General features: G+C 68.0%; 29 protein-coding genes and 1 tRNA gene. 23 read left to right on the forward strand and 7 right to left on the reverse strand.

Annotation, left to right across the window (positions count from 1 at the left end; genetic code table 11):
- Positions 1-3: 3 nt before the first annotated feature.
- From NOV86_RS01625 to NOV86_RS01680, 12 genes are all read left to right on the forward strand, one after another.
- The gene (locus NOV86_RS01625) at positions 4-750 is read left to right on the forward strand and encodes a DNA-directed RNA polymerase subunit D (RefSeq protein WP_267639480.1); all 747 of its coding nucleotides are present in this window, start codon (positions 4-6) and stop codon (positions 748-750) included.
- A gap of 179 nt (positions 751-929) precedes the next feature.
- A tRNA-Leu gene (locus NOV86_RS01630) sits at positions 930-1014 on the forward strand.
- 32 nt (positions 1015-1046) lie between these two features.
- Entirely contained in the window at positions 1047-1397 is a 351-nt protein-coding gene (locus NOV86_RS01635) for a 50S ribosomal protein L18e (protein ID WP_267639481.1), read from the forward strand.
- The gene (locus NOV86_RS01640; RefSeq protein ID WP_267639482.1) at positions 1394-1834 is read left to right on the forward strand and encodes a 50S ribosomal protein L13; all 441 of its coding nucleotides are present in this window, start codon (positions 1394-1396) and stop codon (positions 1832-1834) included. Before NOV86_RS01635 ends, NOV86_RS01640 begins: the two co-directional genes overlap by 4 nt.
- Positions 1828-2223 carry a 30S ribosomal protein S9 gene (locus tag NOV86_RS01645; protein ID WP_267639483.1) on the forward strand — a complete coding sequence of 132 codons (396 nt, stop codon included), beginning with the start codon at positions 1828-1830 and terminating at the stop codon, positions 2221-2223. Before NOV86_RS01640 ends, NOV86_RS01645 begins: the two co-directional genes overlap by 7 nt.
- 12 nt (positions 2224-2235) lie before the next feature.
- Positions 2236-2430, forward strand: a complete 195-nt coding sequence (locus NOV86_RS01650; protein ID WP_267639484.1) for a DNA-directed RNA polymerase subunit N — start codon at positions 2236-2238, stop codon at positions 2428-2430.
- A complete protein-coding gene (locus tag NOV86_RS01655) occupies positions 2430-2615 on the forward strand; it encodes a DNA-directed RNA polymerase subunit K (protein ID WP_261651262.1) in 186 nt (61 codons plus the stop codon). The genes NOV86_RS01650 and NOV86_RS01655 overlap by 1 nt, the downstream gene beginning before the upstream one ends.
- Positions 2612-3817: a phosphopyruvate hydratase gene (gene eno / locus NOV86_RS01660; RefSeq protein ID WP_267639485.1), complete on the forward strand. Its 1206-nt coding sequence runs from the start codon at positions 2612-2614 to the stop codon at positions 3815-3817. Before NOV86_RS01655 ends, eno begins: the two co-directional genes overlap by 4 nt.
- Complete coding sequence (gene rpsB / locus NOV86_RS01665; protein WP_267639486.1) at positions 3814-4590, forward strand: 30S ribosomal protein S2; 777 nt, start codon at positions 3814-3816, stop codon at positions 4588-4590. The genes eno and rpsB overlap by 4 nt, the downstream gene beginning before the upstream one ends.
- Positions 4591-4746: 156 nt before the next feature.
- Complete coding sequence (locus tag NOV86_RS01670; protein WP_267639487.1) at positions 4747-5622, forward strand: hypothetical protein; 876 nt, start codon at positions 4747-4749, stop codon at positions 5620-5622.
- 48 nt (positions 5623-5670) lie between these two features.
- Positions 5671-6678 (forward strand): mevalonate kinase, encoded by a 1008-nt coding sequence (mvk, locus tag NOV86_RS01675; RefSeq protein WP_267639488.1) that lies wholly within the window; start codon positions 5671-5673, stop codon positions 6676-6678.
- Positions 6675-7409 carry an isopentenyl phosphate kinase gene (locus NOV86_RS01680; protein ID WP_267639489.1) on the forward strand — a complete coding sequence of 245 codons (735 nt, stop codon included), beginning with the start codon at positions 6675-6677 and terminating at the stop codon, positions 7407-7409. Before mvk ends, NOV86_RS01680 begins: the two co-directional genes overlap by 4 nt.
- Here the strand turns inward: NOV86_RS01680 and NOV86_RS01685 are convergent, their stop codons facing one another.
- The 3 genes from NOV86_RS01685 to NOV86_RS01695 all read right to left on the reverse strand — a co-directional run bounded on the left by NOV86_RS01685 (position 7410) and on the right by NOV86_RS01695 (position 9299).
- Positions 7410-8135, reverse strand: coding sequence for a CAP domain-containing protein (locus NOV86_RS01685; RefSeq protein WP_267639490.1), 726 nt, complete (start codon positions 8133-8135; stop codon positions 7410-7412).
- Between the two features lie 198 nt (positions 8136-8333).
- Entirely contained in the window at positions 8334-8978 is a 645-nt protein-coding gene (locus NOV86_RS01690) for a CAP domain-containing protein (RefSeq protein ID WP_267639491.1), read from the reverse strand.
- Positions 8979-9035: 57 nt separating this feature from the next.
- A complete protein-coding gene (locus tag NOV86_RS01695) occupies positions 9036-9299 on the reverse strand; it encodes an AN1-type zinc finger domain-containing protein (protein ID WP_267639492.1) in 264 nt (87 codons plus the stop codon).
- 346 nt (positions 9300-9645) lie between these two features.
- Here NOV86_RS01695 and NOV86_RS01700 point away from each other — a divergent pair, with 346 nt between their 5' ends.
- From NOV86_RS01700 to NOV86_RS01715, 4 genes are all read left to right on the forward strand, one after another.
- Positions 9646-10998, forward strand: coding sequence for a ribonuclease J (locus NOV86_RS01700; RefSeq protein ID WP_267639493.1), 1353 nt, complete (start codon positions 9646-9648; stop codon positions 10996-10998).
- Positions 10998-12047, forward strand: coding sequence for a geranylfarnesyl diphosphate synthase (gene idsA3 / locus NOV86_RS01705; protein ID WP_267641696.1), 1050 nt, complete (start codon positions 10998-11000; stop codon positions 12045-12047). Before NOV86_RS01700 ends, idsA3 begins: the two co-directional genes overlap by 1 nt.
- Before the next feature lie 135 nt (positions 12048-12182).
- Positions 12183-12671 carry a DUF8159 domain-containing protein gene (locus tag NOV86_RS01710; RefSeq protein ID WP_267639494.1) on the forward strand — a complete coding sequence of 163 codons (489 nt, stop codon included), beginning with the start codon at positions 12183-12185 and terminating at the stop codon, positions 12669-12671.
- Between the two features lie 239 nt (positions 12672-12910).
- Entirely contained in the window at positions 12911-14629 is a 1719-nt protein-coding gene (locus tag NOV86_RS01715) for a glutamate--tRNA ligase (RefSeq protein WP_267639495.1), read from the forward strand.
- Between the two features lie 20 nt (positions 14630-14649).
- Here the strand turns inward: NOV86_RS01715 and NOV86_RS01720 are convergent, their stop codons facing one another.
- Positions 14650-15141 (reverse strand): DUF456 family protein, encoded by a 492-nt coding sequence (locus tag NOV86_RS01720; protein ID WP_267639496.1) that lies wholly within the window; start codon positions 15139-15141, stop codon positions 14650-14652.
- Positions 15142-15353: 212 nt separating this feature from the next.
- Between NOV86_RS01720 and NOV86_RS01725 the strand changes: the two genes are divergently transcribed.
- The 7 genes from NOV86_RS01725 to NOV86_RS01755 all read left to right on the forward strand — a co-directional run bounded on the left by NOV86_RS01725 (position 15354) and on the right by NOV86_RS01755 (position 21548).
- A complete protein-coding gene (locus NOV86_RS01725; protein WP_267639497.1) occupies positions 15354-15683 on the forward strand; it encodes a 4Fe-4S dicluster domain-containing protein in 330 nt (109 codons plus the stop codon).
- 27 nt (positions 15684-15710) lie between these two features.
- Positions 15711-16550, forward strand: a complete 840-nt coding sequence (locus NOV86_RS01730; protein WP_267639498.1) for an electron transfer flavoprotein subunit beta/FixA family protein — start codon at positions 15711-15713, stop codon at positions 16548-16550.
- A gap of 2 nt (positions 16551-16552) precedes the next feature.
- On the forward strand, positions 16553-18232 hold the full coding sequence (locus NOV86_RS01735) for an electron transfer flavoprotein subunit alpha/FixB family protein (protein ID WP_267639499.1): 1680 nt from the start codon (positions 16553-16555) through the stop codon (positions 18230-18232).
- On the forward strand, positions 18225-19892 hold the full coding sequence (locus NOV86_RS01740) for an FAD-dependent monooxygenase (RefSeq protein WP_267639500.1): 1668 nt from the start codon (positions 18225-18227) through the stop codon (positions 19890-19892). Before NOV86_RS01735 ends, NOV86_RS01740 begins: the two co-directional genes overlap by 8 nt.
- A complete protein-coding gene (locus NOV86_RS01745; protein WP_267639501.1) occupies positions 19889-20266 on the forward strand; it encodes a DUF8055 family protein in 378 nt (125 codons plus the stop codon). Before NOV86_RS01740 ends, NOV86_RS01745 begins: the two co-directional genes overlap by 4 nt.
- A gap of 69 nt (positions 20267-20335) precedes the next feature.
- Positions 20336-20749 carry a hypothetical protein gene (locus tag NOV86_RS01750; RefSeq protein ID WP_267639502.1) on the forward strand — a complete coding sequence of 138 codons (414 nt, stop codon included), beginning with the start codon at positions 20336-20338 and terminating at the stop codon, positions 20747-20749.
- 64 nt (positions 20750-20813) lie between these two features.
- Positions 20814-21548, forward strand: coding sequence for a GNAT family N-acetyltransferase (locus NOV86_RS01755; RefSeq protein ID WP_267639503.1), 735 nt, complete (start codon positions 20814-20816; stop codon positions 21546-21548).
- An 11-nt stretch (positions 21549-21559) separates the two neighbouring features.
- On the opposite strand, the gene NOV86_RS01760 is transcribed toward NOV86_RS01755, so the two are convergent.
- From NOV86_RS01760 to NOV86_RS01770, 3 genes are read right to left on the reverse strand one after another with little or no spacing between them, the layout of a single operon-like run.
- Positions 21560-21721 carry a DUF8014 family protein gene (locus NOV86_RS01760; RefSeq protein WP_267639504.1) on the reverse strand — a complete coding sequence of 54 codons (162 nt, stop codon included), beginning with the start codon at positions 21719-21721 and terminating at the stop codon, positions 21560-21562.
- Between the two features lie 30 nt (positions 21722-21751).
- Entirely contained in the window at positions 21752-23836 is a 2085-nt protein-coding gene (locus NOV86_RS01765) for a cache domain-containing protein (RefSeq protein WP_267639505.1), read from the reverse strand.
- Positions 23833-24810 (reverse strand): glycine betaine ABC transporter substrate-binding protein, encoded by a 978-nt coding sequence (locus tag NOV86_RS01770; RefSeq protein ID WP_267639506.1) that lies wholly within the window; start codon positions 24808-24810, stop codon positions 23833-23835. Before NOV86_RS01770 ends, NOV86_RS01765 begins: the two co-directional genes overlap by 4 nt.
- Positions 24811-24861 lie beyond the last annotated feature (51 nt).

Raw genomic sequence — 24861 nt, forward strand, 5'->3', positions numbered from 1 at the left:
CCCATGGACGAGGACTACGAGGTCGAGTTCGTCGAACGCGGGGAACGCGACGCACTGTTCCTGGTGCGTGGCGTGACGCCCGCGTTCGCCAACGGTATCCGACGGGCGATGATCGCGGACGTGCCGACGCTGTCCATCGACGAGGTCCGTGTCATCGAGAACTCGTCGGTGATGTTCGACGAACAGATCGCACACCGGCTCGGGATGATCCCGCTGACGACGCCGGAAGGCGAGTTCGACGAGGACGACGTCATCACGCTCTCCATCGACGTGGCGGGCCCGGCGACGGCGTACTCGGGCGACCTCGTCAGCAGCGACGGGATGGTCCAGCCGGCGGACCAGAACGTCCCCATCATCGACCTGAAGGACGACCAGCGGCTGGAACTCGAAGCCGACGCGGTCCTCGACACCGGGAAGGAACACGCCAAACACCAGGGTGGTGTCTCGGTCGGCTACCGACACCTCCAGCACGTCGAGGTCGTCGGTGACGCCGCCGAGTTCGAGGAGGAAGAGCCGAACATCATCCGTGGGGTCGTCGAGATCGACGGTGAACTCGTCAACACGGCAGAGTTCGACAACGACCTCACGAAGAAGTTCCCCGGCAAGGAGCTCTCCGTCACCGACGTCGAGAAGGCGTTCGTCTTCCACGTCGAGACGGACGGCTCCATGACGGTCGAGGAACTCGTCACCCGCGCCACGGACACCATCGAGGCACGGGCGACGGAACTGCAGGACGCAGTAACGCTATAATAGACACGTGACCCTTTCCAACCACACCCTGACGGCCGCACGCCCCGCACGGAGCGCTGGCTCCCGCCAGCGTCCCGTGACCATCGCGAGCGAAGTCGCTCGCGTCGGGCGAACGCGGTCGATAATCGAAAGTGGTTTGAAGGGGGGCACGGAACAAGATAGTACCCGCAAGGGTGCGAGCAGGGATAGCCAAGTCTGGCCAACGGCGCAGCGTTCAGGGCGCTGTCCCATAGGGGTCCGCAGGTTCAAATCCTGCTCCCTGCATCACTTCTCTCACAATTATCAGGAGGAAAGCAATGAGTAAGACGAACCCGAGGCTCGGCAGTCTCATCGCCGAGCTGAAGTCGGTGTCTCGTACAGAAGACGCTGACGTCTGGAGCGACGTCGCAGACCGACTCGAGAAACCACGGCGGACGCACGCCGAGGTCAATCTCGGTCAGATCGAGCGCTACGCACGCGAAGACGAGACGGTCATCGTCCCCGGCAAGGTGCTGGGGTCCGGTGCCATCCAGAAGTCCGTGACGGTTGCAGCCGTCGACTTCTCCTCGTCCGCGAAGACCAAGATCGAACAGGTCGGCGAGACGCTCGATCTCGAACAGGCAATCGAACAGAACCCCGAGGGCTCGAACGTCCGGGTGATCCGATGAGTCTCGCAGAATTCGACGCAGACGTCGTCGTGGACGCTCGCGACTGCATCATGGGTCGCGTCGCGTCCCAGGTCGCAGAGCGCGCGCTCGACGGCGAATCCATCGCCGTCGTGAACGCTGAGCAGGCCGTCATCACCGGCTCGGAGGACGACATCATGTCCGTCTACGAGAAGCGAGTGGACGTCGGCTCCGACCAGGGCCCGTACTACCCCAAGCGGCCGGACCGCATCTTCAAGCGGTCCATCCGCGGGATGCTCCCGTACAAGGAGACGTACGGTCGCGAGGCGTTCGAGAGCGTCCGCGTGTACGTGGGGAACCCCTACGAGGACGAGGACGCGGAGATCCTCGACGGCACGTCACTGGACCGCCTCTCGAACATCAAGTTCGTCCAGCTGGGCGACATCTCCGCCAAACTGGGTGCTAACGTCACATGGTAACCAACACGTCCGGAAAGAAGAAGACGGCCATCGCTCGCGCGACCGTCAAGGACGGCAAGGGTCGCGTTCGAATCAACTCCAAGCCCGTCGAACTCGTCGAGCCGGAGATCTCCCGGCTGAAGATGCTGGAGCCGTTCCGCATCGTCGACGACGTTCGTGACGACGTGGACGTGGACGTCCGCGTCTCCGGTGGTGGCATCAGCGGCCAGGCAGACGCCGTCCGCACCGCCATCGCCCGCGGCATCGTCCAGCACACCGGCGACGCCGAACTCCGCGACGCGTACATGGAGTTCGACCGCTCGCTGCTCGTCAACGACGTGCGCCAGTCCGAGCCCAAGAAGTGGGGCGGTCCCGGCGCCCGTGCCCGTTACCAGAAGTCCTACCGCTAAGGTGATCTGACCATGATGGTACCAGTCCGGTGTTTCACGTGCGGCAAGGTCGTCGGCGAGCACTGGGAGGAGTTCAAGGCGCGAACGCGCGAAGGCGACGAAGACCCACAGGAGGTGCTCGACGAGCTCGGCGTGGACCGGTACTGCTGCCGGCGCATGCTGGTCTCGCACAAGGACCTGGTCGACATCGTCTCCCCCTACCAGTGATGCCACGACAACGTTACAATCGGTACGAGAAGGCTCGCATCCTCGGCGCACGCGCGCTGCAGGTGTCGTACGGGGCGCCAGTCCTCATCGATACCGACCAGACGGAACCGATCCTCATCGCTGCCGAGGAGTACGACGCGAACGTGCTACCCTTTACGGTAAAGCGCGGTGATGACGATACATGACGCTCATCACGGACGTCAGACTGCGACGCGTACTGGACTCGCGGGGTAACCCGACCGTCGAGGCCGACGTGCTCACGGAGAGCGGTGGCTTCGGCCGTGCTGCTGCACCCTCGGGTGCCAGCACCGGCGAGTACGAGGCCATCGAGCTCCCGCCGGGCGAAGCCATCGCGAAGGCTCGCGAACACGCCGTCCCGCGGCTGGTGAACTCGGCCTACGCCGGGAACCAGCGCGAGGTCGACGCCGCGTTGCACGCTGCCGACGGCACCGAGGACTTCTCGGAGATCGGTGCGAACAGTGCGGTCGCCATCTCGATGGCGGCCGCGAAGGCCGGCGCCGACATGCTCGGCGCCCCGCTGTACCAGCACCTCGGCGGCGCGTTCCGTGGTGAGAACTTCCCGATTCCGCTCGGGAACGTCGTGGGTGGTGGCGAGCACGCCGCCGACGCGACACACATCCAGGAGTTCCTCTCCGCCCCCGTCGGCGCGCCGAGCGTCTCCGACGCCGTCTTCGCCAACGCGGCGGTCCACGGCGAGGTCGCGGACATCCTCGACGAGCGCGACGAACCCTGCGGCAAGGGCGACGAGGGTGCCTGGGCGCCGTCCATCGACGACGCCGAGGCCTTCGAGATCGTCGAGCAGGCGACGAGCGAGGTCGCAGACGAGTTCGGCTTCGAGATCGGCTTCGGCCTCGACATGGCCGGTGCCGAGCTGTACGACGCCGACGACGAGGTCTACCGCTACGGTGACGACGAGAAGACGACGGCCGAGCAGGTCGACTACGTCGCAGAGCTGGTCCAGGAGTACGACCTCGTCTACGTCGAGGACCCCCTCGACGAGAACGACTACGAGGCGTTCGCCGAGCTGACCGACCGCGTGGGCGACCAGACGCTCATCTGCGGGGACGACCTGTTCGTGACGAACACGGACCGTCTCCAGGACGGCATCGACCAGGGCGCCGCCAACAGCATCCTCATCAAGCCGAACCAGATCGGGACGCTGACCGACGCCTTCGACGCCGTCGAACTCGCGACCCGCAACGGGTACGACTCGGTCATCTCCCACCGCTCGGGCGAGACCGAGGACACGACCATCGCACACCTCGCCGTGGCGACCGACGCGCCGTTCATCAAGACGGGCGCGGTCGGCGGCGAGCGAACCGCCAAGCTCAACGAACTCATCCGAATCGCAGACGACGCACTATGACAGACCAAGAGCAAGAACAGGAAGGGCTCGACGCCTCCGACGTCGACGTGGACCCCGAACCCAGCGAGGGTGCCGGTCCCGCGGCCGACGCCGAGGACGCAGAGCCCGTCGAGGCAGAGGACGCCGAGGCCGAGGAGGCCGAGGCCGAAGAAGCAGAGCCGACACTCGACGAGGACGTCATGTCGGACGAGGAGGCCGACCTCCTCATCCCGGTCGAGGACTACCTCGGCGCCGGTGTCCACATCGGTACCCAGCAGAAGACCAAGGACATGGAGCGGTTCATCCACCGCGTCCGGACCGACGGTCTCTACGTGCTCGACGTGGGCAAGACGGACTCGCGCATCCGCACGGCCGCGGACTTCCTCGCGAACTACGACCCCGAGCAGATCCTCGTGACGAGCTCGCGCCAGTACGGTCGCTTCCCGGCGAAGAAGTTCGCCGACGCCATCGGCGCCCGCGCCCGTACCGGCCGGTTCATCCCGGGCACGCTGACGAACCCGAAGTACGACGGCTACATCGAGCCGGACGTCGTGGTCGTCACCGACCCCATCGGTGACAGCCAGGCCGTCAAGGAGGCCATCACGGTCGGCATCCCGGTCATCGCGATGTGTGACTCGAACAACCAGACCAGCAACGTCGACCTCGTCATCCCGACGAACAACAAGGGTCGCAAGGCCCTGTCGGTCGTCTACTGGCTGCTGGCCAACGAGACGCTCGACCGCCGCGGTGCCGAGCCGAGCTACTCGCTCGACGACTTCGAGAGCGGGATTTAGACGACCGTTTTCGACTTCGTTTTCGCGCTGTCACGCCCCTGAGTGGCGACGCCGGTGTGGTGCCGACCGTCCCGGTGAGCCGGCAGCCAGCCCCGCCGGACCCTATGCAGGTTAGGGTCGGGGTCGATACGACTGGGCGTTCTCTGCGGGAGTAACATGCCCTACGACGGTGTCCCCAGAACTGTCTCGGTACTCGCTGTCGTCGTGCTCGCCGTCGCCGTCGCGGTGACGGGCGGGGCGGCGGCCGCGACCGCGTCGAACCTCCACGACGGCCAGATATCGCCCGGGACCGTCGACGACGACACGACGGTCAGCCACGAGGTGACCTACAGCGTCGACGACGTGAGCGCGGACGGCAACACCGACGTGTTCTACGTGACGTTCCCGAACGGGGTCGCACTGGCGTCCGAGGACGTCCAGGTGCGGAACCGACAGACTGGCGAGACGGTCGCGGTATCCTCGAGTCCGACGGTCGTCGACGGCCCGGACAGCGACGGGGTCCGGGACACCATCCGGTTCGCGGTGAGCCCGGACGGGAGCGGCCGCATCGACGTGGCCGTGACGCTCACGACGCTGGTCCGCTGGCCGGACGTCCAGCGTGACCAGCAGGTTCCCATCACGGGGTCCGTCGTCGACAGCTCGGCGGGGAACGTCGCACCGACCCGCATCGACACGGTCCAGGTCCGTGATACCGACGGCGGCACGACGACCACGACCGGCACGACGACGACCGGGACGACCACCACGGGGACCGGGACGACCACCACGCCCGGAACCACGACCGGCGTGACGACCACGCAGACGACCGGCCGAACCACGACGACCACCGCCCCGACCACGACGACCGCTGGTGGGACCACGCCGGGCGAGACGACCGACGGGACGACGACCACGGCGACGACCGACGACGGTGGCCCCGGCGGCACCCTGCCCGAGGACGACGGCATCGAGGGGACCCCCGGCTTCGGCGTGCGGGCCGGCGCCCTCGCCGTGGCGCTCGTGGCGCTGGTGGTCCACCGCGGCCGGCGGTGACCACGTCGATTCGACAACACTCTTTGTCTCCCCCCGGCGAGAGTCGGTATGCACACGGCAAGCGCTCCCGGCAAGGTGTACCTGTTCGGGGAGCACGCCGTCGTCTACGGCGAACCGGCGATTCCCTGCGCCGTCGAACGCCGGGCGACGGTGACGGTCGAGGAACGGTCGGACGGGCGACTCCGGGTCGACGCGAACGACCTCCACATCGAGGGGTTCACCGTCGAGTACGGCGAGACGGGCACCTCGCCGGCGGTCGACGTGCCGAACGCGATGCTGGAGGCCGCGACGAAGTACGTCGACGGGGCCATCGCGCAGGCCCGGGACGCGGCCGGCGCGACCGACGTCGGCTTCGACGTGAGCGTCGAGAGCGACATCCCGCTGGGGGCCGGCCTCGGCTCCTCGGCGGCGGTGGTCGTCGCCACCATCGCGGCCGCGACGAGCGAACTGGGCGTCGAGCTGGCTCCACGCGAGGTCGCAGAGCGTGCCTACCAGGTCGAACTCGACGTGCAGGACGGGCAGGCCTCGCGTGCGGACACGTTCTGTTCGGCGATGGGCGGCGCGGTCCGGGTCGAGGGCGACGACTGCCGGACGCTCGACGCGCCGGACCTTCCCTTCGTCATCGGGTACGACGGGGGCAGCGGCGACACCGGAAAGTTGGTCGCGGGCGTGCGGGACCTGCGCGACCGGTACGGCTTCGCGGCCGACACGGTCGCAGCCATCGGGGACGTGGTCCGCGAGGGCGAGGAGCTGCTCGCAGAGAGCGAGGGCGGGGCGGCCGAGGACGAGGCGGTCCTCGCCGAACTCGGCCGGCTGATGGACTTCGACCACGGGCTGCTGGAGGCGCTGGGCGTCTCCTCGCGGTCGCTCGACGACATGGTCTGGACGGCCCGCGAGGCCGGCGCCCACGGCGCGAAGCTCACGGGGGGCGGCGGTGGCGGCTGCATCGTCGCACTCGACCGGACCGAGGGGACCGAGACGGCGCTCTCCTACGAGGCGGCCTGTGAGGAGGTCTTCCGGGCGGAACTCGCCCACGAGGGGGTGCGCCTCGAATGAGCGCTCCGACGGTCCTCAAACTCGGCGGGTCGGTCATCACGGACAAGGACCGCGCCGAGACGGTCGACGGGCGGGCGCTGGCCCGGGCGGCCGACGCGGTCGCCGGGCACGACGACCTCGTGCTGGTCCACGGCGGCGGCTCGTTCGGCCATCACCACGCACAGGAGTACGGCGTCAGCACGAGCGACGGGACCCACGAGGTCGACGGGGTCCTCGACATCCACAACGCGATGAAGGCCCTGAACGGCCTGGTCCTCAGGCGGCTCCACGAGCGCGACGTGCCGGCGGTGCCCGTCCACCCGTTCTCGGCGGCGAGCCGGGACGAATCGGGCGGACTGACCCTGCCGGCAGGGCAGGTCGAGACGATGCTCGCAGAAGGGTTCGTCCCGGTGCTCCACGGGGACGTCGTCGCCCACGCCGGCGAGGGCGTGACGGTCCTCTCGGGCGACGAGATCGTCACGTCGCTCGCCGCGTCGCTGGACGCCTCGCGGGTCGGCCTCTGTTCGACCGTCCCGGGTGTGCTGGACGGGGAGGAGAACGTGATTCCCCGCATCGAGGCCTACGACGACGTGGCCGACGTGCTCGGCGGCGCGGACACGACCGACGTCTCGGGCGGGATGGCGGGCAAGGTCCGGACCCTCCTCGCCCTCGGCATGCCGGCGTCCATCTTCGGGCTGGACGCCCTCGATGCCTTCCTCGACGGCGAGTCGCCGGGCACGACCATCGCATAGTCAGCAGAAGTTCTGCGTGACGTAGACGGTCGTGACGCCGTCGCGCTCGACGACCGCCACGCCGATACCCTCGTTCTCCCAGTAGTCGCGCAGGACGTTGCGCCGGTGGCCCTCGGAGTTCATCCAGCCGTCGACGACGCGCTCGGCGAGCGCGGCCTCCGAGGGGCCGGACCCGCCGAAGCGGAACGCGTAGATGTTCTCCGCGCCGGTGGCGTAGTAGCCGTCACCCCTGTCGACGCGGCAGTCGTACCCGAACCGGTCGTAGCGGTCGCCCATCGTCTCCCCGTCGGGGGCGGTGTGAGCGAAGTAGTCGTTCCGGGCCATGTCCCGGCTGTGGTAACGGGCGATCTCCCGGAGGCCGGCGTCACGGTCCAGCGTGGACAACCCGTGCTGGGTGCGGCGCTCGTTGATCTCCTGGTGCACCAGACGTTCGAGTTCGCTGGCGTCGATGGCGGCTTCCTCGCCGGCGCCGGTCGCGGTCGTCGTCGGTATCCTCGTCGGTGTCGCAGACCGGGAGGTACTGTTCGCCCGGGTCGCTGCGTCGCCCGGCTGGGCGGTATCCTGCACGGTTCCTGCCGTGGGCACCGCCGTCGTCTCCATGGGCGTGTCGGCCGGCAGGTCGACGACCCCGGCGACCTGTCCGCCCGCGATGGCGAGGACGACCACCAGCACGGCCCAGAGGCCGAGGTGGCGGGAGCTCGCCCGGGAGGGGGACCTGTCTGGCATCGTCGGGTGGTCGCCGCGCAGAGTGAAAAAGTTCGTTCTCTCGGTTGAAAGGGGTTAGAGTGGCTGACACTCTGGTTGGCTGTCATCCGACAGGTCCGGTCGAGAGCCAGCTGTCTCGGGGTGCTGTCACCCCGCTGGCGGTCGCGTCTCCATCCAGCACGCCCGTCGCGCCACCGGCTCGCTTCGAGTGGCGCCGTCTCAGCAGAAGTTCTGCGTGACGTAGACGTGGGTGCGCCCGCCGTCCTCGCGGACCCAGACGCCGATACCCTCGTTCTCCCAGTAGGACCGGAGCAGGTTCTCGCGGTGGCTCGGCGAGTCGAGCCAGCCGGTGACGGTTCGCTCGGCGAGCTCCGTCTCGGTGTAGGAGACACCGGCGAAACTGGTGTAGAAGATGTTCTCGCCGCCCTTCGCGTAGGAGAGCGGCCCCGTCTTGATGTAGCAGTCGTAGCCGAACAGGGCGTACCGGTCGGCGAGGGTCTCGCCCTCGGGGGAGACGTGTGCGAAGTAGTCGTCGGTGGCCATGTCCCGGCTGTGGTAGCGGGCGACCTGGGCGAGGCTGGGGTCGAAGCCGAGCCGGGCGAGGCCGCGCTCGGCCCGGGCCTCGTTGACCTCCTCGTGGACGAGTCGCTCCAGCAGGGACGGGCTCAGGGACGCCGACTCGTCGTCGGGCTGTGAGGTCCCCACGTCGGGCGTGGGCGGTGTCGCGCCCGTGGTGGCCCCGCCCCCGAGCAGATCCGCGCGCAGGGACGACGCTTCACCGACGACGTCCACGACGCCGCCGAGCTGGAGGAGCGTCAGCGAGCAGACGAGGATGATGAGTATCGAGCGAAGGGGGCGAGACATCGTCGACTCTTCTAGTCGCTCTGAGGAGAAAACGGTCGTGTTCCCGGCCAGGCCGGCTCAGCGCCGGAACCGGCGGAAGGGGCCGAGCAGCGAATCGAGCGCACTGGAGAGGGTGTTCCCGTCGCCGTGAGAACCGTCGGACTGGTCGTAGGACTGGCCGATGAAGACGCCCTGCCCCGATTGCCGGTCCGCGACGCGGGCGAGGCCGTCGCAGTCGTGGCGCTCCGGCAGCCGGTGCGTGCTGCAGTGGTTCTCGCCGCACTCGTTGCACGTGTACGGGAACCCCTCGGGCTCAGTCCCGCAGTAAGCGCACTCTCCCATGGCCGTGTCTAGTTCTGGCGAGCATTAAGTCTGTGCCCGAGGGTACCACAGTGAGTGCTAGCGCTGGCCGTGACCCGTGTCCGGCCCGAGGTGTCACGGTCGAGGTGACAGACCCCGGCCACCGCGTAACCCACGCGCTTTTAAGCCCGGGGCTTGAATGGGGCAATAACAGACCCCGCGGGTAAGTGTGGTGGGGGTCACGGCACGCGCCGTCGGTCCTTTCCTGACCGCGTACCGCCACCACATAGCGGGATTCACGCCGACGTGCTGTAAGACGCCGGGGCGAGTGTCCCGACCAGTCGCGGGTCTTTACATACCGAGACGCGGCATTTCGGTGCTACCAACAATGGAAGTCGAAATCGCAACCATCGGCGGCTACGAAGAGGTCGGTCGGCAGATGACTGCCGTCCGCGCGGGCGACGACGTCGTGGTGTTCGACATGGGGCTCAACCTGTCCCAGGTCCTCATCCACGACAACGTCGAGACAGAGAAGATGCACAGCCTGGACCTCATCGACATGGGGGCCATCCCGGACGACCGGGTCATGAGCGAACTCGAGGGCGACGTGCAGGCCATCGTGCCCACGCACGGCCACCTCGACCACATCGGGGCCATCTCGAAACTGGCGCACCGCTACAACGCGCCGGTCGTCGCGACCCCGTTCACCATCGAGCTGGTCAAACAGCAGATCGAGGGTGAGCAGAAGTTCGGCGTCGAGAACGACCTCATCAAGATGGAGGCCGGTGAGACGATGTCCATCGGGGACTCCGGCCAGGTCGAACTCGAGTTCGTCAACGTCACACACTCCATCATCGACGCCATCAACCCGGTCCTGCACACGCCCGAGGGCGCGGTCGTCTACGGGCTGGACAAGCGCATGGACCACACGCCGGTCATCGGCGACCCCATCGACATGGACCGCTTCCGCGAGATCGGTCGCGAGGGCGACGGCGTCCTGTGTTACATCGAGGACTGTACCAACGCGAACAAGAAGGGTCGCACGCCCTCGGAGGCCGTCGCACGACGCCACCTCAAGGACGTGCTCTACTCGATGGAGGACTACACGGGCGGCATCGTCGCCACCACGTTCTCCAGCCACATCGCACGCGTGAAGTCGCTCGTCGAGTTCGCCCGCGACATCGGCCGTCAGCCGGTGCTGCTCGGGCGCTCGATGGAGAAGTACTCCGGCACGGCGGAACGCCTCGGCTTCGTCGACTTCCCGGGCGACCTCGGGATGTTCGGCCACCGCAAGTCCGTCGACCGCACCTTCAAGCGCATCATGAAGGAGGGCAAGGGCAACTTCCTGCCCATCGTCACCGGCCACCAGGGCGAGCCCCGCGCGATGCTCACCCGGATGGCCCGCGGCGAGACGCCGTACGAACTCGAGGACGGCGACAAGGTCGTCTTCTCGGCCCGGGTCATCCCGGAGCCGACGAACGAGGGCCAGCGCTACCAGGCCGAGAAACTGCTGGGCATGCAGGGCGCCCGCATCTACGACGACATCCACGTCTCCGGCCACCTCAACAGCGAGGGCCACTACGAGATGCTCGACGCCCTCCAGCCCCAGAACATCATCCCTGCACACCAGGACATGAAGGGCTTCTCCGGCTACGTCAACCTGTGCGAGAGCGAGGGGTACAAGATGGGCCGTGACCTTCACGTGACCCGGAACGGGAACATGATCCAACTCACTGAATGATGACAGACCCCGAGACGCGAGAACAGACCGTGCTCGACGCGGTTGGCGAGCGCCGCGAACTCGTCAACCAGGGCATCCAGGAGGAGATGCCCATCAAGCGCCCCGAACGCCTCTGGGAGGCCTCCCGCTACCTGCTCGACGCGGGTGGCAAGCGCCTCCGGCCGACCGTCCTCCTGGTGGTCGGCGAGGCGCTGATGGACGTCGAGCCGCTGTCGACGGACTACCGCGAGTTCCCCTCGCTGGCGGACCAGCCGGTCGACCTGATGGCGGCCGCGGTGAGCGTGGAGGTCATCCAGACGTTCACGCTCATCCACGACGACATCATGGACGACGACGACCTCCGGCGCGGCGTCCCGGCGGTCCACAAGGAGTTCGACCTCGACACCGCCATCCTGGCGGGCGACACCCTCTACTCCTCGGCGTTCGAGATCATGCTCAACGCGAACGCGCCGAGTTCGGAGGTCGTCGCGGCGATGGACACGCTCGCCTCGACCTGCACGAAGATCTGCGAGGGCCAGAGTCTCGACGTGGCCTTCGAGGAGCGCGCGGACGTGCTCCCCGAGGAGTACCTCGAGATGATCGAGCAGAAGACCGCGGTGCTGTACGCCGCCTCGGCCGCCATCGCGGCCGAACTGCTCTCGGCGGACGACGCGACCGTCGACGCCCTCTACGGCTACGGGCTCGACATCGGGCGCGCGTTCCAGATACAGGACGACGTGCTCGACCTCACCGTCCCGTCCGAGCAACTCGGCAAGCAGCGCGGGTCGGACCTCGTCGAGAACAAGCAGACCCTCATCACGGTCCACGCCCGCGAGCAGGGCGTCGACGTCGACAACCTGGTCGACACCGACAGCGTCGAGGACGTGACCGAGGCCGAGATCGACGAGGCCGTCCAGGCCCTCGAGGAGTCGGGCAGCATCGCCTACGCCAACGACAAGGCACGCGAGCTGGTCGAGCGCGGCAAGGAGCGTCTCGAGTGTCTCCCCGACAACGAGGCACGCGACCTGCTGTGTGACATCGCGGACTACCTCATCGAGCGCGGTTACTGACCGCCTGCCGGATGCGGCTTCACCCGCCGCCCCGCAGTCTCCGGGTTCCGCCACGACTCAGAACCTGAGTCGAGGGCTGACTCGGCGGTCGAAACCGTGCGCGGTTTTAGTGGGACTCCCCCGGTAGCCGTAGGTATGCCACAGGACGACACCAGCATCACGCGCCGGCGGCTGCTCGCCGGTGGCGCGGCGGCAGCAGCGTTCGGTCTGGCGGGCTGTCTCGGCGGCGATTCCCAGGTCGAACCCGAGCGCCCGAACGACGACGGCGAGGGCAGCCTCGGCGAGTTGCGGTGGATCCTCGAGGAGCAGTACTCGATGCAGGTGACGAGCATGACGTTCGGCGACGGCCGGGTCGACCTGACGTACCAGTCGCAGGCGACCTCCCGTGGCGAGTCCCGCGAGGAGATCGGCGCGGTCATCTCGGCGTACGGTCTCATCGTCGCCCACGACGGCCCCTCGGAGGTCCTGCGGGCGACCATCGAGGACCGCTTCGCCGAGCAGGCCACGTCCTACCAGATACAGGCCTCGTGGGTGAAGCGCTGGCGCAACGGCGACATGTCGGACTCGCTGGTGGCACAGCGGGTGTTCAACACGCGGACCTTCCCGAAGTCCGCGAGTCAGTAGGCAGGAACCGGTGTGTCCGTGGCGAGTGCCAGTGCGAGCTGGCATCCCGAGTGTCGTACCATGGCGGCTCCCAGGTACGGTCCAGGCAACGACGGCGGCCGACGATGGTGGCGGACTGTCCCGACGATAGTGGCTCTCCCTGCGGTGTTCTCTCGATGCGGCCGGTGGCCGATGTCCCACGGCGACGACCCGCCGATACATCACGACTGTTTTGACGCCCCTCGCAGTACGTTCGGGTAATGGACGATACACTCCGCGAACAGGTCGAGGAGGAGGCAGAGAAACACGCCCTGTTCAACGCCATCAAGCACGAGAGCGAGGCGAACGTCGGCGCGGTCATGGGCCCGCTGATGGGCGAGAACCCCGAGTTCCGCCAGCACGGCGACGAGATCCCCGGCATCGTCGGGCAGGTCTGTGGCCGGGTCAACGGCCTCGACCACGCGGGCAAGCGAGAGCGACTGGGCGAACTCGCGCCCGAGATGCTCGAGGAACTCGACGCCGAGGACGAGGAGGACGACCGCGTGCTGGGCGACCTCCCGAACGTCGAGGCGTACGACCAGGTCCGGATGCGCTGTGCGCCGAACCCGAACGGCCCGTGGCACCTCGGCCACGCCCGGATGCCAGCCGTCATCGGGACGTACAAGGAGCTCTACGACGGCTGGTTCTGCGTCCGCTTCGACGACACCGACCCCGAGACGAAGCGCCCGGACCTCGACGCCTACGAGGGTATCCTCGAGGACGTCGAGTACCTCGGCTTCGAGCCCGACGAGGTGTTCAAGGCGAGCGACCGCGTCGAGACCTACTACGACCACGCCCGCGAGCTCATCGAGATGGGCGGGGCGTACACCTGCTCGTGCTCGGGTGAGGAGTTCTCCGAGCTGAAGAACAGCGGGAAGCCGTGCCCGCACCGCGACAAGGACCCCGAGACGACGATGGCCGAGTTCGAGGACATGGTGGCCGGGGAGTACTCCTCTGGTGACATGGTCCTGCGCGTGAAGACCGACATCGAGCACAAGAATCCCGCACTACGTGACTGGGTCGCCTTCCGGATGATCGACACGCCCCATCCCCGCGAAGAGGCCGAGGACTACCGCTGCTGGCCGATGCTCGACTTCCAGTCCGGCATCGACGACCACCTCGTCGGCATCACCCACATCATCCGCGGCATCGACCTGCAGGACTCCGCCAAGCGCCAGCGCTTCCTCTACGACTACTTCGACTGGGAGTACCCCGAGGTCGTCCACTGGGGCCACGTCCAGGTCGACGCCTACGACATCAAGATGTCCACCTCGACCATCAAGCAGTACATCGACGAGGGCAAGCTCGACGGCTGGGACGACCCGCGCGCCCCGACCATCAAGAGCCTGCGCCGGCGGGGCATCCGCGGCGACGCCATCGTCGAGTCGATGCTCGAACTCGGCACCTCCACGAGCGACGTGGACCTCGCGATGTCGACGGTCTACTCCAAGAACCGCGACCACATCGACGACACCGCCGACCGCCAGTTCCTCGTCCGCGAGGGCACCGAACTCGGCATCCTCGGCGGTGCCCCGGAGGCCGGCCACCCGCCGGTCCACCCGGACCACGAGGACCGTGGCGACCGCGACATCCCGGTCGGGTCGGCCGTCCTCGTCGAGCCCGAGGACCTCCCCGAGCGCGAGGAGCGCATCTGGCTGAAGGGGCTCGGCTGCTTCCGGTACACGCGTGACGCCCTGCAGTACACCGGCGACGACATCGACGCGGTCCGCGAGGAGGGCGTCGACGTCATCCACTGGGTCCCCGCCGAGGACAACGTCCCGGTCGAACTCTGGACCATGGACGGCGTCGTCGAGGGCCACGCCGAACCCGGCTTCCGCGACCAGCCGGTCGACGCCATGGTGCAGTTCGAGCGCATCGGATTCGCCCGGGTCGACGCCCACGAGGACGACGGGTCCGTGGCGTACTTCGCGCACAAGTAGGCGGTCTTCGCGGCTCTCTTCTACAGCAACACCGCGACGAGGAACCCGGCCAGCATCGAGACCGTCAGGAGCACCTGCACGACGATGCTGGCGAGGATACCGACCGTGGTGTAGGTGGCGGCACGGGCGGCGTGGTTCCGGTCGCCCTTCTGGTACAGCTCGACCGCGAAGACGGTGCCGGCGACGCCGAGGATGATGCCGATGGGTCCGGCGACGAACATGAGGACGAGCCCGGCGACCCCGGCCAGTGCCGTGGTCGTCCAGGAGGCGCCGCTGGCGCGGGTCGAGACCACGTCCGCGAGCTGGTCGGCGGCGACAGCGAACAGGCCGACGAGGACGAGCGCGACGGCAGCGACGGTTCCGAGGCCGTCGGCGAACCACCAGTAGCCGGCCACGCCCGCGACCGAGACGAGGGGGCCGGGCATCGACGGGATGGCGCTCCCGACGATACCGACCACGAGGAGGGTCACGGCGGCGAGGAGGGCCGGGTCGATCGAACCGGTCGGTAGCATGCGTGGTGGTACTCGCCTCTGCGAGATGACTCTTTCCCAGCGACGGGGCCGAACCCGGGCCGGTGAGTCCCCCGGTGACCCCGGCCCCGAGACGGCCGCGAGGCAGGTGTGGCGGGTCGCCCCGACCCCTCACGCGCCCGAAAATCGCAGGCGAGCGTGGTTGTTCATGGACGTAGATTTAAGTTCCCGCCGTGGGTTGCCACTAGATGACAATGGCCATTGACCCAAACTTCGAAGATAACAGAGAAGTCGTCGACGAGCACAACGGCCACGACGTGTGGGGGCCTGTCGACGAACCAGAGACGCTGGGTATCCACGGCACCCACGTCGCGGTCGACTTCGACATCTGTCTCGCCGACGGTGCCTGCCTCGAGGACTGCCCGGTCGACGTGTTCGAATGGGTGGACACGCCGGGCCATCCCGAGTCCGAGATCAAGGCCGACCCGGCCAACGAGGCGCAGTGCATCGACTGCATGCTCTGTGTGGACGTCTGCCCGGTCGACGCCATCGACGTCGACGCCGGTCGACAGGGGCGCGCATAAGCCACCATGTCGCTGAACATCGCTGTGATGACGAAGGGGGTACCGGACTTCCGTGAGGGGCAGGTGTCGTTCGACGAGGACGGGCACCTCGAACGGGGGAAGACACCCACGGTGATGAACCCGAACGACAAGTTCGCCCTGCGGGCGGCCCTGCAGACGAAGGTCCGCCACGGCGGGAACGTGACGCTGCTGTCGATGGGGCCGCCCGGCTACGAGGGCATCCTCGAGGAGGGGATGCGCGACGTGTACGCCGACGACCTCGTGCTGGTGTCGGACCGCGAGTTCGCGGCTGCGGACACGTGGGCGACCGCCATCACGCTCGGCACCGCCATGGAGCACATGGGCGAGATGCCGGACATCGTCTTCGCGGGCTTCAAGACCGCGGACGGGGAGACGGGCCACACCGGGCCCCAGACCTGCTGGTGCCTGGACTGGCCCATCGTGACCCACGTCATCTCGCTCGACATCGACGAGGAGGAGGGCACGCTCCGTGCCAAGCGACTCGTCGAGGGCGACGTCGACGAGATCGAGACCGTCGAGGCGCCGATGCCGTGTTTCGTCGTGACGGACCCGGACTTCGAGCCGAGCTACCGGCGGGCGGAACACCGGCTCCGGCTGAAGGACCTGCGCGAGGAGACGAAAGAGCGCGCGGAGAACTTCAAGGACCACCTGACGATGTGGGACCACGAGGAGCTGAACCTCGACCCGGACTACGTCGGCCTGGACGGCTCGCCGACCATCGTCTCCTCCGTCGACCCCATCCCGAAGGCGCCCGCCGAGCGCGAGGCGACGATGGTGACACCGGAGGACGAGGAGGGTATGGAATCGGTCATGGAGGAACTGACGCCGTTCGTGGCGGGTGATTGACGATGCCTGAACTGGACCCAAACGACTACGACATCTCCGAACTCGGCCCCGCACTGAAGGACATCGACGACGTCGAGGAACTGCGCGAGATACTGGCCGCCGAGGAGGCGGGCGAGGACCGCGTCGGCGCGAAGAAGCTCATCGAGAGCCGCATCGAGAAGTTCGAGGACGACGGCGAGGCGGTCGACGCGGACGAACTCGACCCGACCGAGATGAGCGTCGCGGACGTCGGGAACGCGGTGCGTGACATCGAGGAGGTCGCCCAGCTCGAATCGCTGCTCGAACGCGAGGAGGCGGGCGAGGACCGCGACAGCGCGAAGAAGCTCATCCGCAAGCGCATCGACGACCTCTCCGAGAGCGAGGAGGAGGAGGGCGAACCGGAGGCCGACCTCCCGCCAGAGGAGAAGTACCCCGAACTCGACCACCCGACCGCGGACAAGCGCCACGTCCGGGCCATCGAGGACGGCACCTACCAGGACATGTGGGTGTACTGCGAGACCCAGCGCGGCGAACTGCTGGACGTCTCCCGCGAGATGCTCGGCAAGGCCCGCCAGCTGATGGACGACTACAACGAGGACTACGACGAGGAGGAACGCGTCGTCGCGGTCCTCATCGGCGACGACGTCGAGCGCCTCGCCGACGAGTGCATCGCGCTCGGTGCCGACGTGGTCGTCTACAAGGAGGACGACCGGCTGGAGCGCTTCCGGCACAAGGCGTTCACCGAGATCTTCTGTGACATGGCCCGCTGGGGCGGCGACCCCGGCGAGGGCAACCCCGAGGAGAGCGACTGGCGGGACTACGACGAGCCCCGGTACGTCCTCTTCCCGGCGACGAACAACGGCCGCGACCTCTCCGCGCTGGTCCAGGGCGAACTCGACTCCGGGCTGGCCTCGGACTGCTCTGGACTGTACATCGAGAGCGCCGAGATATCCAACCCGGTGAAGACCGGCAAGCCGGGGACGACGAAGACGTTCGAGCGCATCCTGCACATGAAGCGCCCGGACTTCTCCGGGTTCGAGTACTCGACCATCCTCTGCATCGACAACCCGCACCGGGACTTCCACCCGCAGGGTGGCTCCGTCATCCCGGGCAGTTTCGAGATACCCGACCCCGACGAGAGCCGCGAGGGCGAGGTCATAGAGCGCGACACCGACCTCTCGGACGACTGGTTCCGCGTCGACGTCCAGGAGGCCGACGTGCTCGACAGCGGCGTCGACCTCACCGGCCACGAGGTCATCGTGGCCATGGGCCGCGGCATCGGGGACGACCCGACCCGCGGCATGGAACTGGGCATGGAACTCGCCGACTGCTTCGAGGACGCCGACCTGGGCGTCACCCGTGGCATCGTCACGGGGTCGTACCAGTTCGACGGCCACGTCGAGCAGTACACCCACGAGGAGCGCCAGATCGGCGAGACCGGCCAGATCGTCGAACCACAGCTGTACATCGCCGCCGGCATCTCGGGGGCGGTCCAGCACAAGGTCGGCATGGACGAATCGGACACCATCATCGCCATCAATACCGATCCGGACGCGCGTATCCGGGACTTCTCCGACTACTTCATCGAAGGAGACCTCTTCGACGTGTTACCACGACTCATCGAAGCCGCCAAGACCGGAGAGCTGAGTGCCGCCGTCGCGAACACCGCCGTCGCCGGTGCCGGAGGTGACGACGATGACTGATCGAGAGCACTACGAGGCCGTCGTCGTCGGGGCCGGTCCCGGTGGCGCCGCGGCCGCGGCCCGGCTCGCCGACCACGGCGTCGAGACCCTGGTGCTGGAACGCGGCGTCGACGCCGGTTCGAAGAACGTCTCCGGCGGGCTCATCTACGCCGAGCGGTCCGCGCCGTACACCATCGACGACCTGTTCCCGGGCTTCCGCGAGGAGGCCGCCGAGCGCGAGATAACCGACTACTACATGGACAACCTCGCGGACGGGAAGGTCAAGACGGTCGACCTGACGCCGCTGCACGAGAACGACACGCTGTGGTGTGACGCGGTCCTCAGGCGGAAGATGGACTCCTGGCTCGCCGAGCGCGTCCACGAGAAGTGCCGCGAGACCGGCGGTGGCCTGCTGACCGAGGTCAGGGTCAACGGCCTCTTGCGGGAGAACGGCGAGATCATCGGCGTCACCTGCGACGAACTCGACGACATCGAGGCCGACATCGTCGTGGCGGCCGACGGCGTGAACTCCGAACTCGCCCGCGAGGCCGGCCTGATGGACTGGGAGGACCCCGACGAGTACTTCCAGGGCGTCAAGGCCGTCGTCGACCTGCCGGAGGGTCACATCGAGGAGACCTTCGACATCGGCGAGGAGGAGGGCGTCGCCCGCCTGTTCTCCGGCGACCTGTTCCAGGGCGTCCGGGGCGGCGGGTTCATGTACACCAACGAGGACACGCTCTCCATCGGGACCGTGTTCCACCTGGACAGCATCGCCGCGGAGCGCGCCGAGCCGCAGGAACTGCTCGACGCGTTGCTCACGCACCCGCACATGGGCCAGTGGCTCCCCGACGAGTACGTCGAGCTGGAGTACTCCGCGAAGCTCGTGCCCGACTCGAAGAAGGCGGCGCTGAAGAGCCCGCACCGCGACCGCCTGCTGGTCGTCGGCGACGCCGCCGGCCAGATGCAGGCACAGGGGCCCATCATCAAGGGGATGAACCACGCGGTCACCGCGGGCGCACTCGCGGCCGACGCCTTCGTCACGGCGAAGGGTCGCTCCGGCGTCACGGCCGGCCAGCGATACACCCAGATGCTCGAACGCGAGGGCGTGATGGACAAGCTCCGCCCCAGCTCCTACGAGATGACCCGGCCGGTCACCGAGAACGACACGCTGGCGAACGTCATGGAGGCGGTCGCGAAGTCGCCCGTCGGCAAGGCCGCGCTCGGGCTCGGCATCACCGAGTCCATCGTCAAGCGTGCGTTCAACTCCCCGCGGATGATGAGCATGCTGCCGGACATCCGGCCGGCGTACGTCACCATCCCCGTCCTGCTGGCGAAGACCCAGGGCGTCAGGGTCGAGAGCGAGAACGCCATCGAGACGCCGAGCCTCGAGGAGCGCATCGGTGACCTGACCTACGACACCGACATCGGCAACCCGCACATCACGCTGGAGGACGAGTCCTTCGCGGCCAGCGGGACCGCCGTCACGGCCTGTCCGGTCTCCGCCGAGGGCTTCGGTGGGGGCTGCTACCGCGCCGAGACGGTGAAGACGAACGGCTCCGAGGAGAAACTCGTCAGCCTCGACACGCAGCCCTGCGTCGAGTGCGGGACCTGTGCCGTGGTCGCCGACACCCACTGGGAGCACCCGCGCGGCGGGAAGGGCGTCGAGTACAGGCAGGGATGAGTTCGACCGTGCCGGACGAGCGCGGCGGCGTCGCGACCCGCGTCGACGAACTCGAGGCGGCGGTCGCACGCGCTGAGGACGCGTTCGAGCCGCCGGAGGAGCCCGAGGTGCGCGCGAAGCGTTACTGCCGCGAGGGCGTCGGCCCGACGGTCGTGCTCTACGTCGACTGCCGGACCGGCGGCCCGGAGCTGCCGGCGGCCCAGTGCAGCCGGCTCGAATCGATACTGAACCGCTGGCTCGAACTGTACGCGAACTGCTACGGGGTCGAGTTGAACACGACGTTCGCGCTCCGGACGGCTGCAGAGGTGCTCGTCGAGACGCACAACGCGGTCGACGTGGCACAGTTGCTGACGACGGTGCCGGACCGGCACTGACCGCGGTCCCTATTCTCTTCTGAGAAATCAGGGTGCTGTTCATTCTGGTCGCGTCCCTCTGTGGACGTGATGACCGCAGTCGAGACCATCGAGCGAGTGCGGGTGTTCGTCCTGTTGTTGCTCGCGATGGCGTCCTTCGGCTTCGTGCTCTCGCAGGTGGTCCCCGAGGGCTGGCTCGTGGTCCCGGTGACCATCGGGCTCTCGTTCGGGACCGTCTTCGTCTGGGAGCGCCGGCGGCTCCGCACGATGCCGGAACTGGTGCGCCCGATGACGCCCGAAGAACGCCTCGAGTACGTCGAGACGACCCTGGACTCGTGGACGACGTTCGTCTGGCTGGTCGTCCTCTTCGTCGCCTACACCCTCGTCCTGATGACGGTGACGATACAGGGAGTGCTGGTCTTCGGCGGCGCCCTGGTCCTCTCGTTCGGGACCGTCTTCTTCTGGATCCGACGGCAGGTCGGGCCCGCGAGCGTCGAGGGGTGACGGGTATCGAATCCTCGAACCTACCCGAACAACCATTAAGTACAGTGCCGTGGTATCACTACCCATGAAACTCACTGACAAACTGAGCTTCGACCACGAGGACCGGCGCGAACTCTACGAGTACGTCGAGAGCCACGGGACGGTAAAGCGAAAGGAGGTCGAGCAGGCCCTGAAGATGGACCCGCGGGCGGTCCGCCACCACGTCGCCATCCTGAAGCGCGACGGCTACCTGACCGACGAGGGCGGCGTCCTGAAGGTCGCCTTCGAGGACGAGGCCGCCGCCGAGGAGCACGTCAGCGACGAGGTGGAGTTCGTCATCCGGCAGGCCCACCAGTCCGACCTCTCCGGGCTCATCGGCGCCATCCGGCACGTCGCCGACGAGGGGACCTACATCGAGGCCGAGGAGGTCGCGGACATCCTCGACCACGAGGAGGTACTGTTACGACACAACGAGATCGAATCGCGGATGTTCTTCGTCGCGACCGTGGACGAGGACGTGGTCGGCTGGGTCCACATCCGGGTGCCGGAACTGTCGAAGCTCCACCACACCGCCGAGTTGACCGTCGGCGTGCTCGGGGAGTACCGCGACCACGACATCGGCAGCCACCTGCTGGAGCGCGGCGTCAACTGGGCCAAGCGCAACGGGTACGAGAAGCTCTACAACAGCGTCCCGGCGACCAACGAGGGCGCCATCCAGTTCCTCGAGAAGCACGGCTGGGAGACCGAGGCCGTCCGCGAGGACCACTACAAGATGGACGGCGACTACGTCGACGAAGTGATGATGGCGGTGCGGCTGTAGACCGGTCGGCGTCAGGGCCACTCCGACTCTTTTCCGTCGAGGGGTTCGGTGACGACCCCGTCTTGCTGTCCGAGGCTTCGAGCGTGCGCCACGCAGACGTTCCGGTCCTCGTCCCACGGGACGTGCAGCCTGACCGCCGCCTCGCGGTCGCAGTCCGGTTCGGAACACTCCATACCCCCTCTTGACCGTCCTCGCCCTCGAAGCTATCCCTCGGCTCGCGGGAACGAGAGCCGGACCGCGAGGCCACCGAGGTCGCTCTCCTCGAACGCGAACTGGCCACCGGCGGCGGTGACGAGCCAGTAGACGAACCAGAGCCCGAGGCCGCTGGAGTGGGCGAGGGGTTTCTCCTCGCCCTCGACGATGGCCCGCTTCTCGGAGGCGGGCATCCCGGGGCCGTCGTCCTCGACGACGAGGTCCACGTGGGACAGCGTGTTCGCGACCGAGACCCGGACCGTCGGCGACCCGTCCTGGGTGTGTTCGACCGCGTTCGTGAGGAGTTCCTCCAGCGCCATGCCGAGGTGGACCGTCGCCTTCGCCGGGGCGGTCGCGGGCAGCGAGCGTTCGACCGCGACGCCGGGATGGGTCTCCTCGAACGCGTCCAGGCAGTCCGCGGCGAGTTCGACGATGTCGACCGACTCGCCCGCGCTGTCGAGCGCCCGCTGGACGTTCCGGGCCTTCTCGCTGGTCTCGACGAGCTCCTCGCTCTGGGTGACGATGCGGTCGAGGGCGTCGTCGAGGTCGGGGTCGTCGACGGTCTCGGCGACGTGGCGTGCGTAGTTCACGATGACGCTGAGGCGGTTCCGGAGGTCGTGGCGGAGGACCCGGTTCAGTACCTGTATCTGCTGTTCGCGGTTGTGTTCCCGGGTCACGTCGCTGGCGACCGCGATGGCCTGTTCCACCTCGCCGTCCTCCTGGATGGGCTGGACCTGGACGTGGAAGATGCCGCCCTCGACGTCGACCGTGACGCTGCTCGCGGCCCCCGACAGCGCCCGGGTGCAGGCGTCGACCAGTTCGGGGTATCGGCCGAATCGCTCCTCCACGCGGGCCCCGACGGCGTCGGAGAGGGCGAACGTCCCCTCGGGAGTGTGCCCCTGCACGTCCACCAGCTCGCCGTCGGCGTCGACGACGAACAGCACGACCGGCAGGTTCGCGAGCAGGCGCTGCAACTGGAGTTTCCGGCGCTCGGCGTCACCGCGGGCCGATTCGAGGGCGTCGATGCGGGACTCCAGCGCGTCGCGCATGGCCCCCATCTGGGCCGCGAGCGTCCCGAGTTCGTCGTCCCGGTCGAGCGACGGCTCGGCGTCGTAGTCACCGGAGGCGTACGCCTCGGCCGTCTCGGTGAGTTCGCTGATGTCCCGGGTGGTCGTCCGGCCGAAGGTGAGTGCGACCACGAGGACGCCGGCCAGTGCCAGCCCGACGAACGTGACGATGCCGACGACGATGCGGTCGAGGACCGCGTAGGCCGACGACGTGGGGGCCTGCATGATGACGACCCAGTCGGTCCCCTCGACCGGGGCGTAGGCCGTGACCACGTCGTAGCCGAGTTCTCGCTCCTTCAGGGAGGTCTCCTGGAAGCCGGACTCGCCGTCGACCGCGCGGACCAGCGCCTCGGGGATGGCCTGCTGGTCGGTCAGGTAGGGCTGGAGGCGCTCCTCGGGATTCTCGGAGAAGATGACGATGCCCCGCGAGTCGATGACGTGCGTCACGGTCCCGGGGATGGGTGACCGGAACGACTCGCCGATCTCGGTCACGTCGACCACCGAGACCAGTGCGCCGTTGATGGTCTCGGTCGGGCTCACGAACGCGACGACGGTCCGGTTCCGGGGCGAGGTGTACGGTTCGGAGACGTACACGTCCCCGAAGCCCTGGAAGCGGAGCCGCGGCGGCCACGGGCGGTCGGACAGGTCCTCGCCCGCCGCGTCCTCGACGGTCGAGACGAGGACCCGGTTCTCGCGCATGTCGATGTAGTGCAACCCGAGGACGTCGACGTCGTCGCTCGCGGCGTTGCGGTGCAGGTAGCGCCGGACGGCGTCGTCGTCACCCGTCGCGAAGACGCCGTCGTCGGAGACCAGCCGCACGAACAGTTTGTTGCTGGCGAACCAGTCGTTCAGGCCGTCGGCCTCCGCCTCCGACTGCGAGACGAGCTTGGTCCTCACGTCGGTCTGGACCGCGTCGGCGGTCACCAGCCACGTGCCGGCCCCGACGACCGCGAGGAGGAGGACGACGACCAGCAGGGCGAGTCCGAGCTGGAGGGAGATGGACTCCTCGACGCGTCGAAGCGGCCTCATCCGAGGATACCCTCCCTGCGGAGGACCGAGAGTGCGACGTCCCGGGCGTCCTCGCCCCCGACGACGACCCGGGCGTTCAGCGCCTGCATCTCCTCGGCCGTCTCGATGGTCGGGCCGAGGCGGTCCAGCAGCTCCCCGAGCCCGTCGATGCGGTCGAGGACGCCGGCCCGGACGACCGGGCACGGGTTGTACGGCGGGAAGAAGTCACGGTCGTCCTCGAGGACGACCAGGTCGTTGATGGGTATCTGTGGGTCCGTGCCGAACCCCATCGCGACGTCGATGGTCTCCCCGACGAGGAACTCGTAGCCCAGCACGAGGTTGACGACCGCCACGGTCGGGTCCCACGCCCGTCTCGTCCCCTCGGAGACCCCGTAGTGGTCGAGCAGCCCCGGCCAGCCGTCCGCCCGGTGGTAGAACTCCGGGCCGACCGCGACGGGGACGGGGTTCCCGTCGGCGGCGTACTCGAACAGCCCGGAGAGGGTCGAGATGCCCGTCTCGGCGGCCCACTCGGGCCGAACACAGAGCACGTACGGGTTGTCGAAGGGCGCGGGCGAGAAGCACTCCAGGTCGTAGGCCGCCCGCACGTCCTTCCGCACGCGCTGGTACAGCGTGAGGGGGTCGTCGATACGCGCCGGGGGGCCGTCGTCCTGCAGGTGGACGTACCAGAGGGTGCCGGTGTACTCCCAGTAGGTGTCGACGGCGCCCTCGACCAGCGCCTCCCAGATGGTGCTGGTGCGGCCGTAGCCGATCTCGTGGACCGGCTGGACGTCGAGGACGTGGTTGACGGCTTCGAAGGTCATGAAGCCGAGGATGCGGTTCTCGGTGAAGTGCTTCGAGCCGACGCTGAGCCGGCGGTCGACCGGGATGGTCGGCCCGCCGCCGTCCCCCAGGTCCAGACAGCCACTCACGAGCGACGTGCTCCCGACGCCCGTGGCCGCCCGTGCGAGAAATCGCCGTCTCGACACCCCCTCCATCCGTTGAGGGTAGGAATCGAGGACGTAAGAGCCTCTTGCGGGGGAACTGGT

Origin of the sequence: Haloarchaeobius amylolyticus, assembly GCF_026616195.1 — an archaeon.
GTDB lineage: Archaea > Halobacteriota > Halobacteria > Halobacteriales > Natrialbaceae > Haloarchaeobius > Haloarchaeobius amylolyticus.

Bases quoted from the DNA above. Each gene is read 5' to 3' on its own strand.
- NOV86_RS01625 (WP_267639480.1), top strand. From the start codon at position 4: ATGGACGAGGACTACGAGGTCGAGTTCGTCGAACGCGGGGAACGCGAC.
- NOV86_RS01635 (WP_267639481.1), top strand. From the start codon at position 1,047: ATGAGTAAGACGAACCCGAGGCTCGGCAGTCTCATCGCCGAGCTGAAG.
- NOV86_RS01640 (WP_267639482.1), top strand. From the start codon at position 1,394: ATGAGTCTCGCAGAATTCGACGCAGACGTCGTCGTGGACGCTCGCGAC.
- NOV86_RS01645 (WP_267639483.1), top strand. From the start codon at position 1,828: ATGGTAACCAACACGTCCGGAAAGAAGAAGACGGCCATCGCTCGCGCG.
- NOV86_RS01650 (WP_267639484.1), top strand. From the start codon at position 2,236: ATGATGGTACCAGTCCGGTGTTTCACGTGCGGCAAGGTCGTCGGCGAG.
- NOV86_RS01655 (WP_261651262.1), top strand. From the start codon at position 2,430: ATGCCACGACAACGTTACAATCGGTACGAGAAGGCTCGCATCCTCGGC.
- eno (WP_267639485.1), top strand. From the start codon at position 2,612: ATGACGCTCATCACGGACGTCAGACTGCGACGCGTACTGGACTCGCGG.
- rpsB (WP_267639486.1), top strand. From the start codon at position 3,814: ATGACAGACCAAGAGCAAGAACAGGAAGGGCTCGACGCCTCCGACGTC.
- NOV86_RS01670 (WP_267639487.1), top strand. From the start codon at position 4,747: ATGCCCTACGACGGTGTCCCCAGAACTGTCTCGGTACTCGCTGTCGTC.
- mvk (WP_267639488.1), top strand. From the start codon at position 5,671: ATGCACACGGCAAGCGCTCCCGGCAAGGTGTACCTGTTCGGGGAGCAC.
- NOV86_RS01680 (WP_267639489.1), top strand. From the start codon at position 6,675: ATGAGCGCTCCGACGGTCCTCAAACTCGGCGGGTCGGTCATCACGGAC.
- NOV86_RS01685 (WP_267639490.1), bottom strand. From the start codon at position 8,135: ATGCCAGACAGGTCCCCCTCCCGGGCGAGCTCCCGCCACCTCGGCCTC.
- NOV86_RS01690 (WP_267639491.1), bottom strand. From the start codon at position 8,978: ATGTCTCGCCCCCTTCGCTCGATACTCATCATCCTCGTCTGCTCGCTG.
- NOV86_RS01695 (WP_267639492.1), bottom strand. From the start codon at position 9,299: ATGGGAGAGTGCGCTTACTGCGGGACTGAGCCCGAGGGGTTCCCGTAC.
- NOV86_RS01700 (WP_267639493.1), top strand. From the start codon at position 9,646: ATGGAAGTCGAAATCGCAACCATCGGCGGCTACGAAGAGGTCGGTCGG.
- idsA3 (WP_267641696.1), top strand. From the start codon at position 10,998: ATGACAGACCCCGAGACGCGAGAACAGACCGTGCTCGACGCGGTTGGC.
- NOV86_RS01710 (WP_267639494.1), top strand. From the start codon at position 12,183: ATGCCACAGGACGACACCAGCATCACGCGCCGGCGGCTGCTCGCCGGT.
- NOV86_RS01715 (WP_267639495.1), top strand. From the start codon at position 12,911: ATGGACGATACACTCCGCGAACAGGTCGAGGAGGAGGCAGAGAAACAC.
- NOV86_RS01720 (WP_267639496.1), bottom strand. From the start codon at position 15,141: ATGCTACCGACCGGTTCGATCGACCCGGCCCTCCTCGCCGCCGTGACC.
- NOV86_RS01725 (WP_267639497.1), top strand. From the start codon at position 15,354: ATGGCCATTGACCCAAACTTCGAAGATAACAGAGAAGTCGTCGACGAG.
- NOV86_RS01730 (WP_267639498.1), top strand. From the start codon at position 15,711: ATGACGAAGGGGGTACCGGACTTCCGTGAGGGGCAGGTGTCGTTCGAC.
- NOV86_RS01735 (WP_267639499.1), top strand. From the start codon at position 16,553: ATGCCTGAACTGGACCCAAACGACTACGACATCTCCGAACTCGGCCCC.
- NOV86_RS01740 (WP_267639500.1), top strand. From the start codon at position 18,225: ATGACTGATCGAGAGCACTACGAGGCCGTCGTCGTCGGGGCCGGTCCC.
- NOV86_RS01745 (WP_267639501.1), top strand. From the start codon at position 19,889: ATGAGTTCGACCGTGCCGGACGAGCGCGGCGGCGTCGCGACCCGCGTC.
- NOV86_RS01750 (WP_267639502.1), top strand. From the start codon at position 20,336: ATGACCGCAGTCGAGACCATCGAGCGAGTGCGGGTGTTCGTCCTGTTG.
- NOV86_RS01755 (WP_267639503.1), top strand. From the start codon at position 20,814: ATGAAACTCACTGACAAACTGAGCTTCGACCACGAGGACCGGCGCGAA.
- NOV86_RS01760 (WP_267639504.1), bottom strand. From the start codon at position 21,721: ATGGAGTGTTCCGAACCGGACTGCGACCGCGAGGCGGCGGTCAGGCTG.
- NOV86_RS01765 (WP_267639505.1), bottom strand. From the start codon at position 23,836: ATGAGGCCGCTTCGACGCGTCGAGGAGTCCATCTCCCTCCAGCTCGGA.
- NOV86_RS01770 (WP_267639506.1), bottom strand. From the start codon at position 24,810: ATGGAGGGGGTGTCGAGACGGCGATTTCTCGCACGGGCGGCCACGGGC.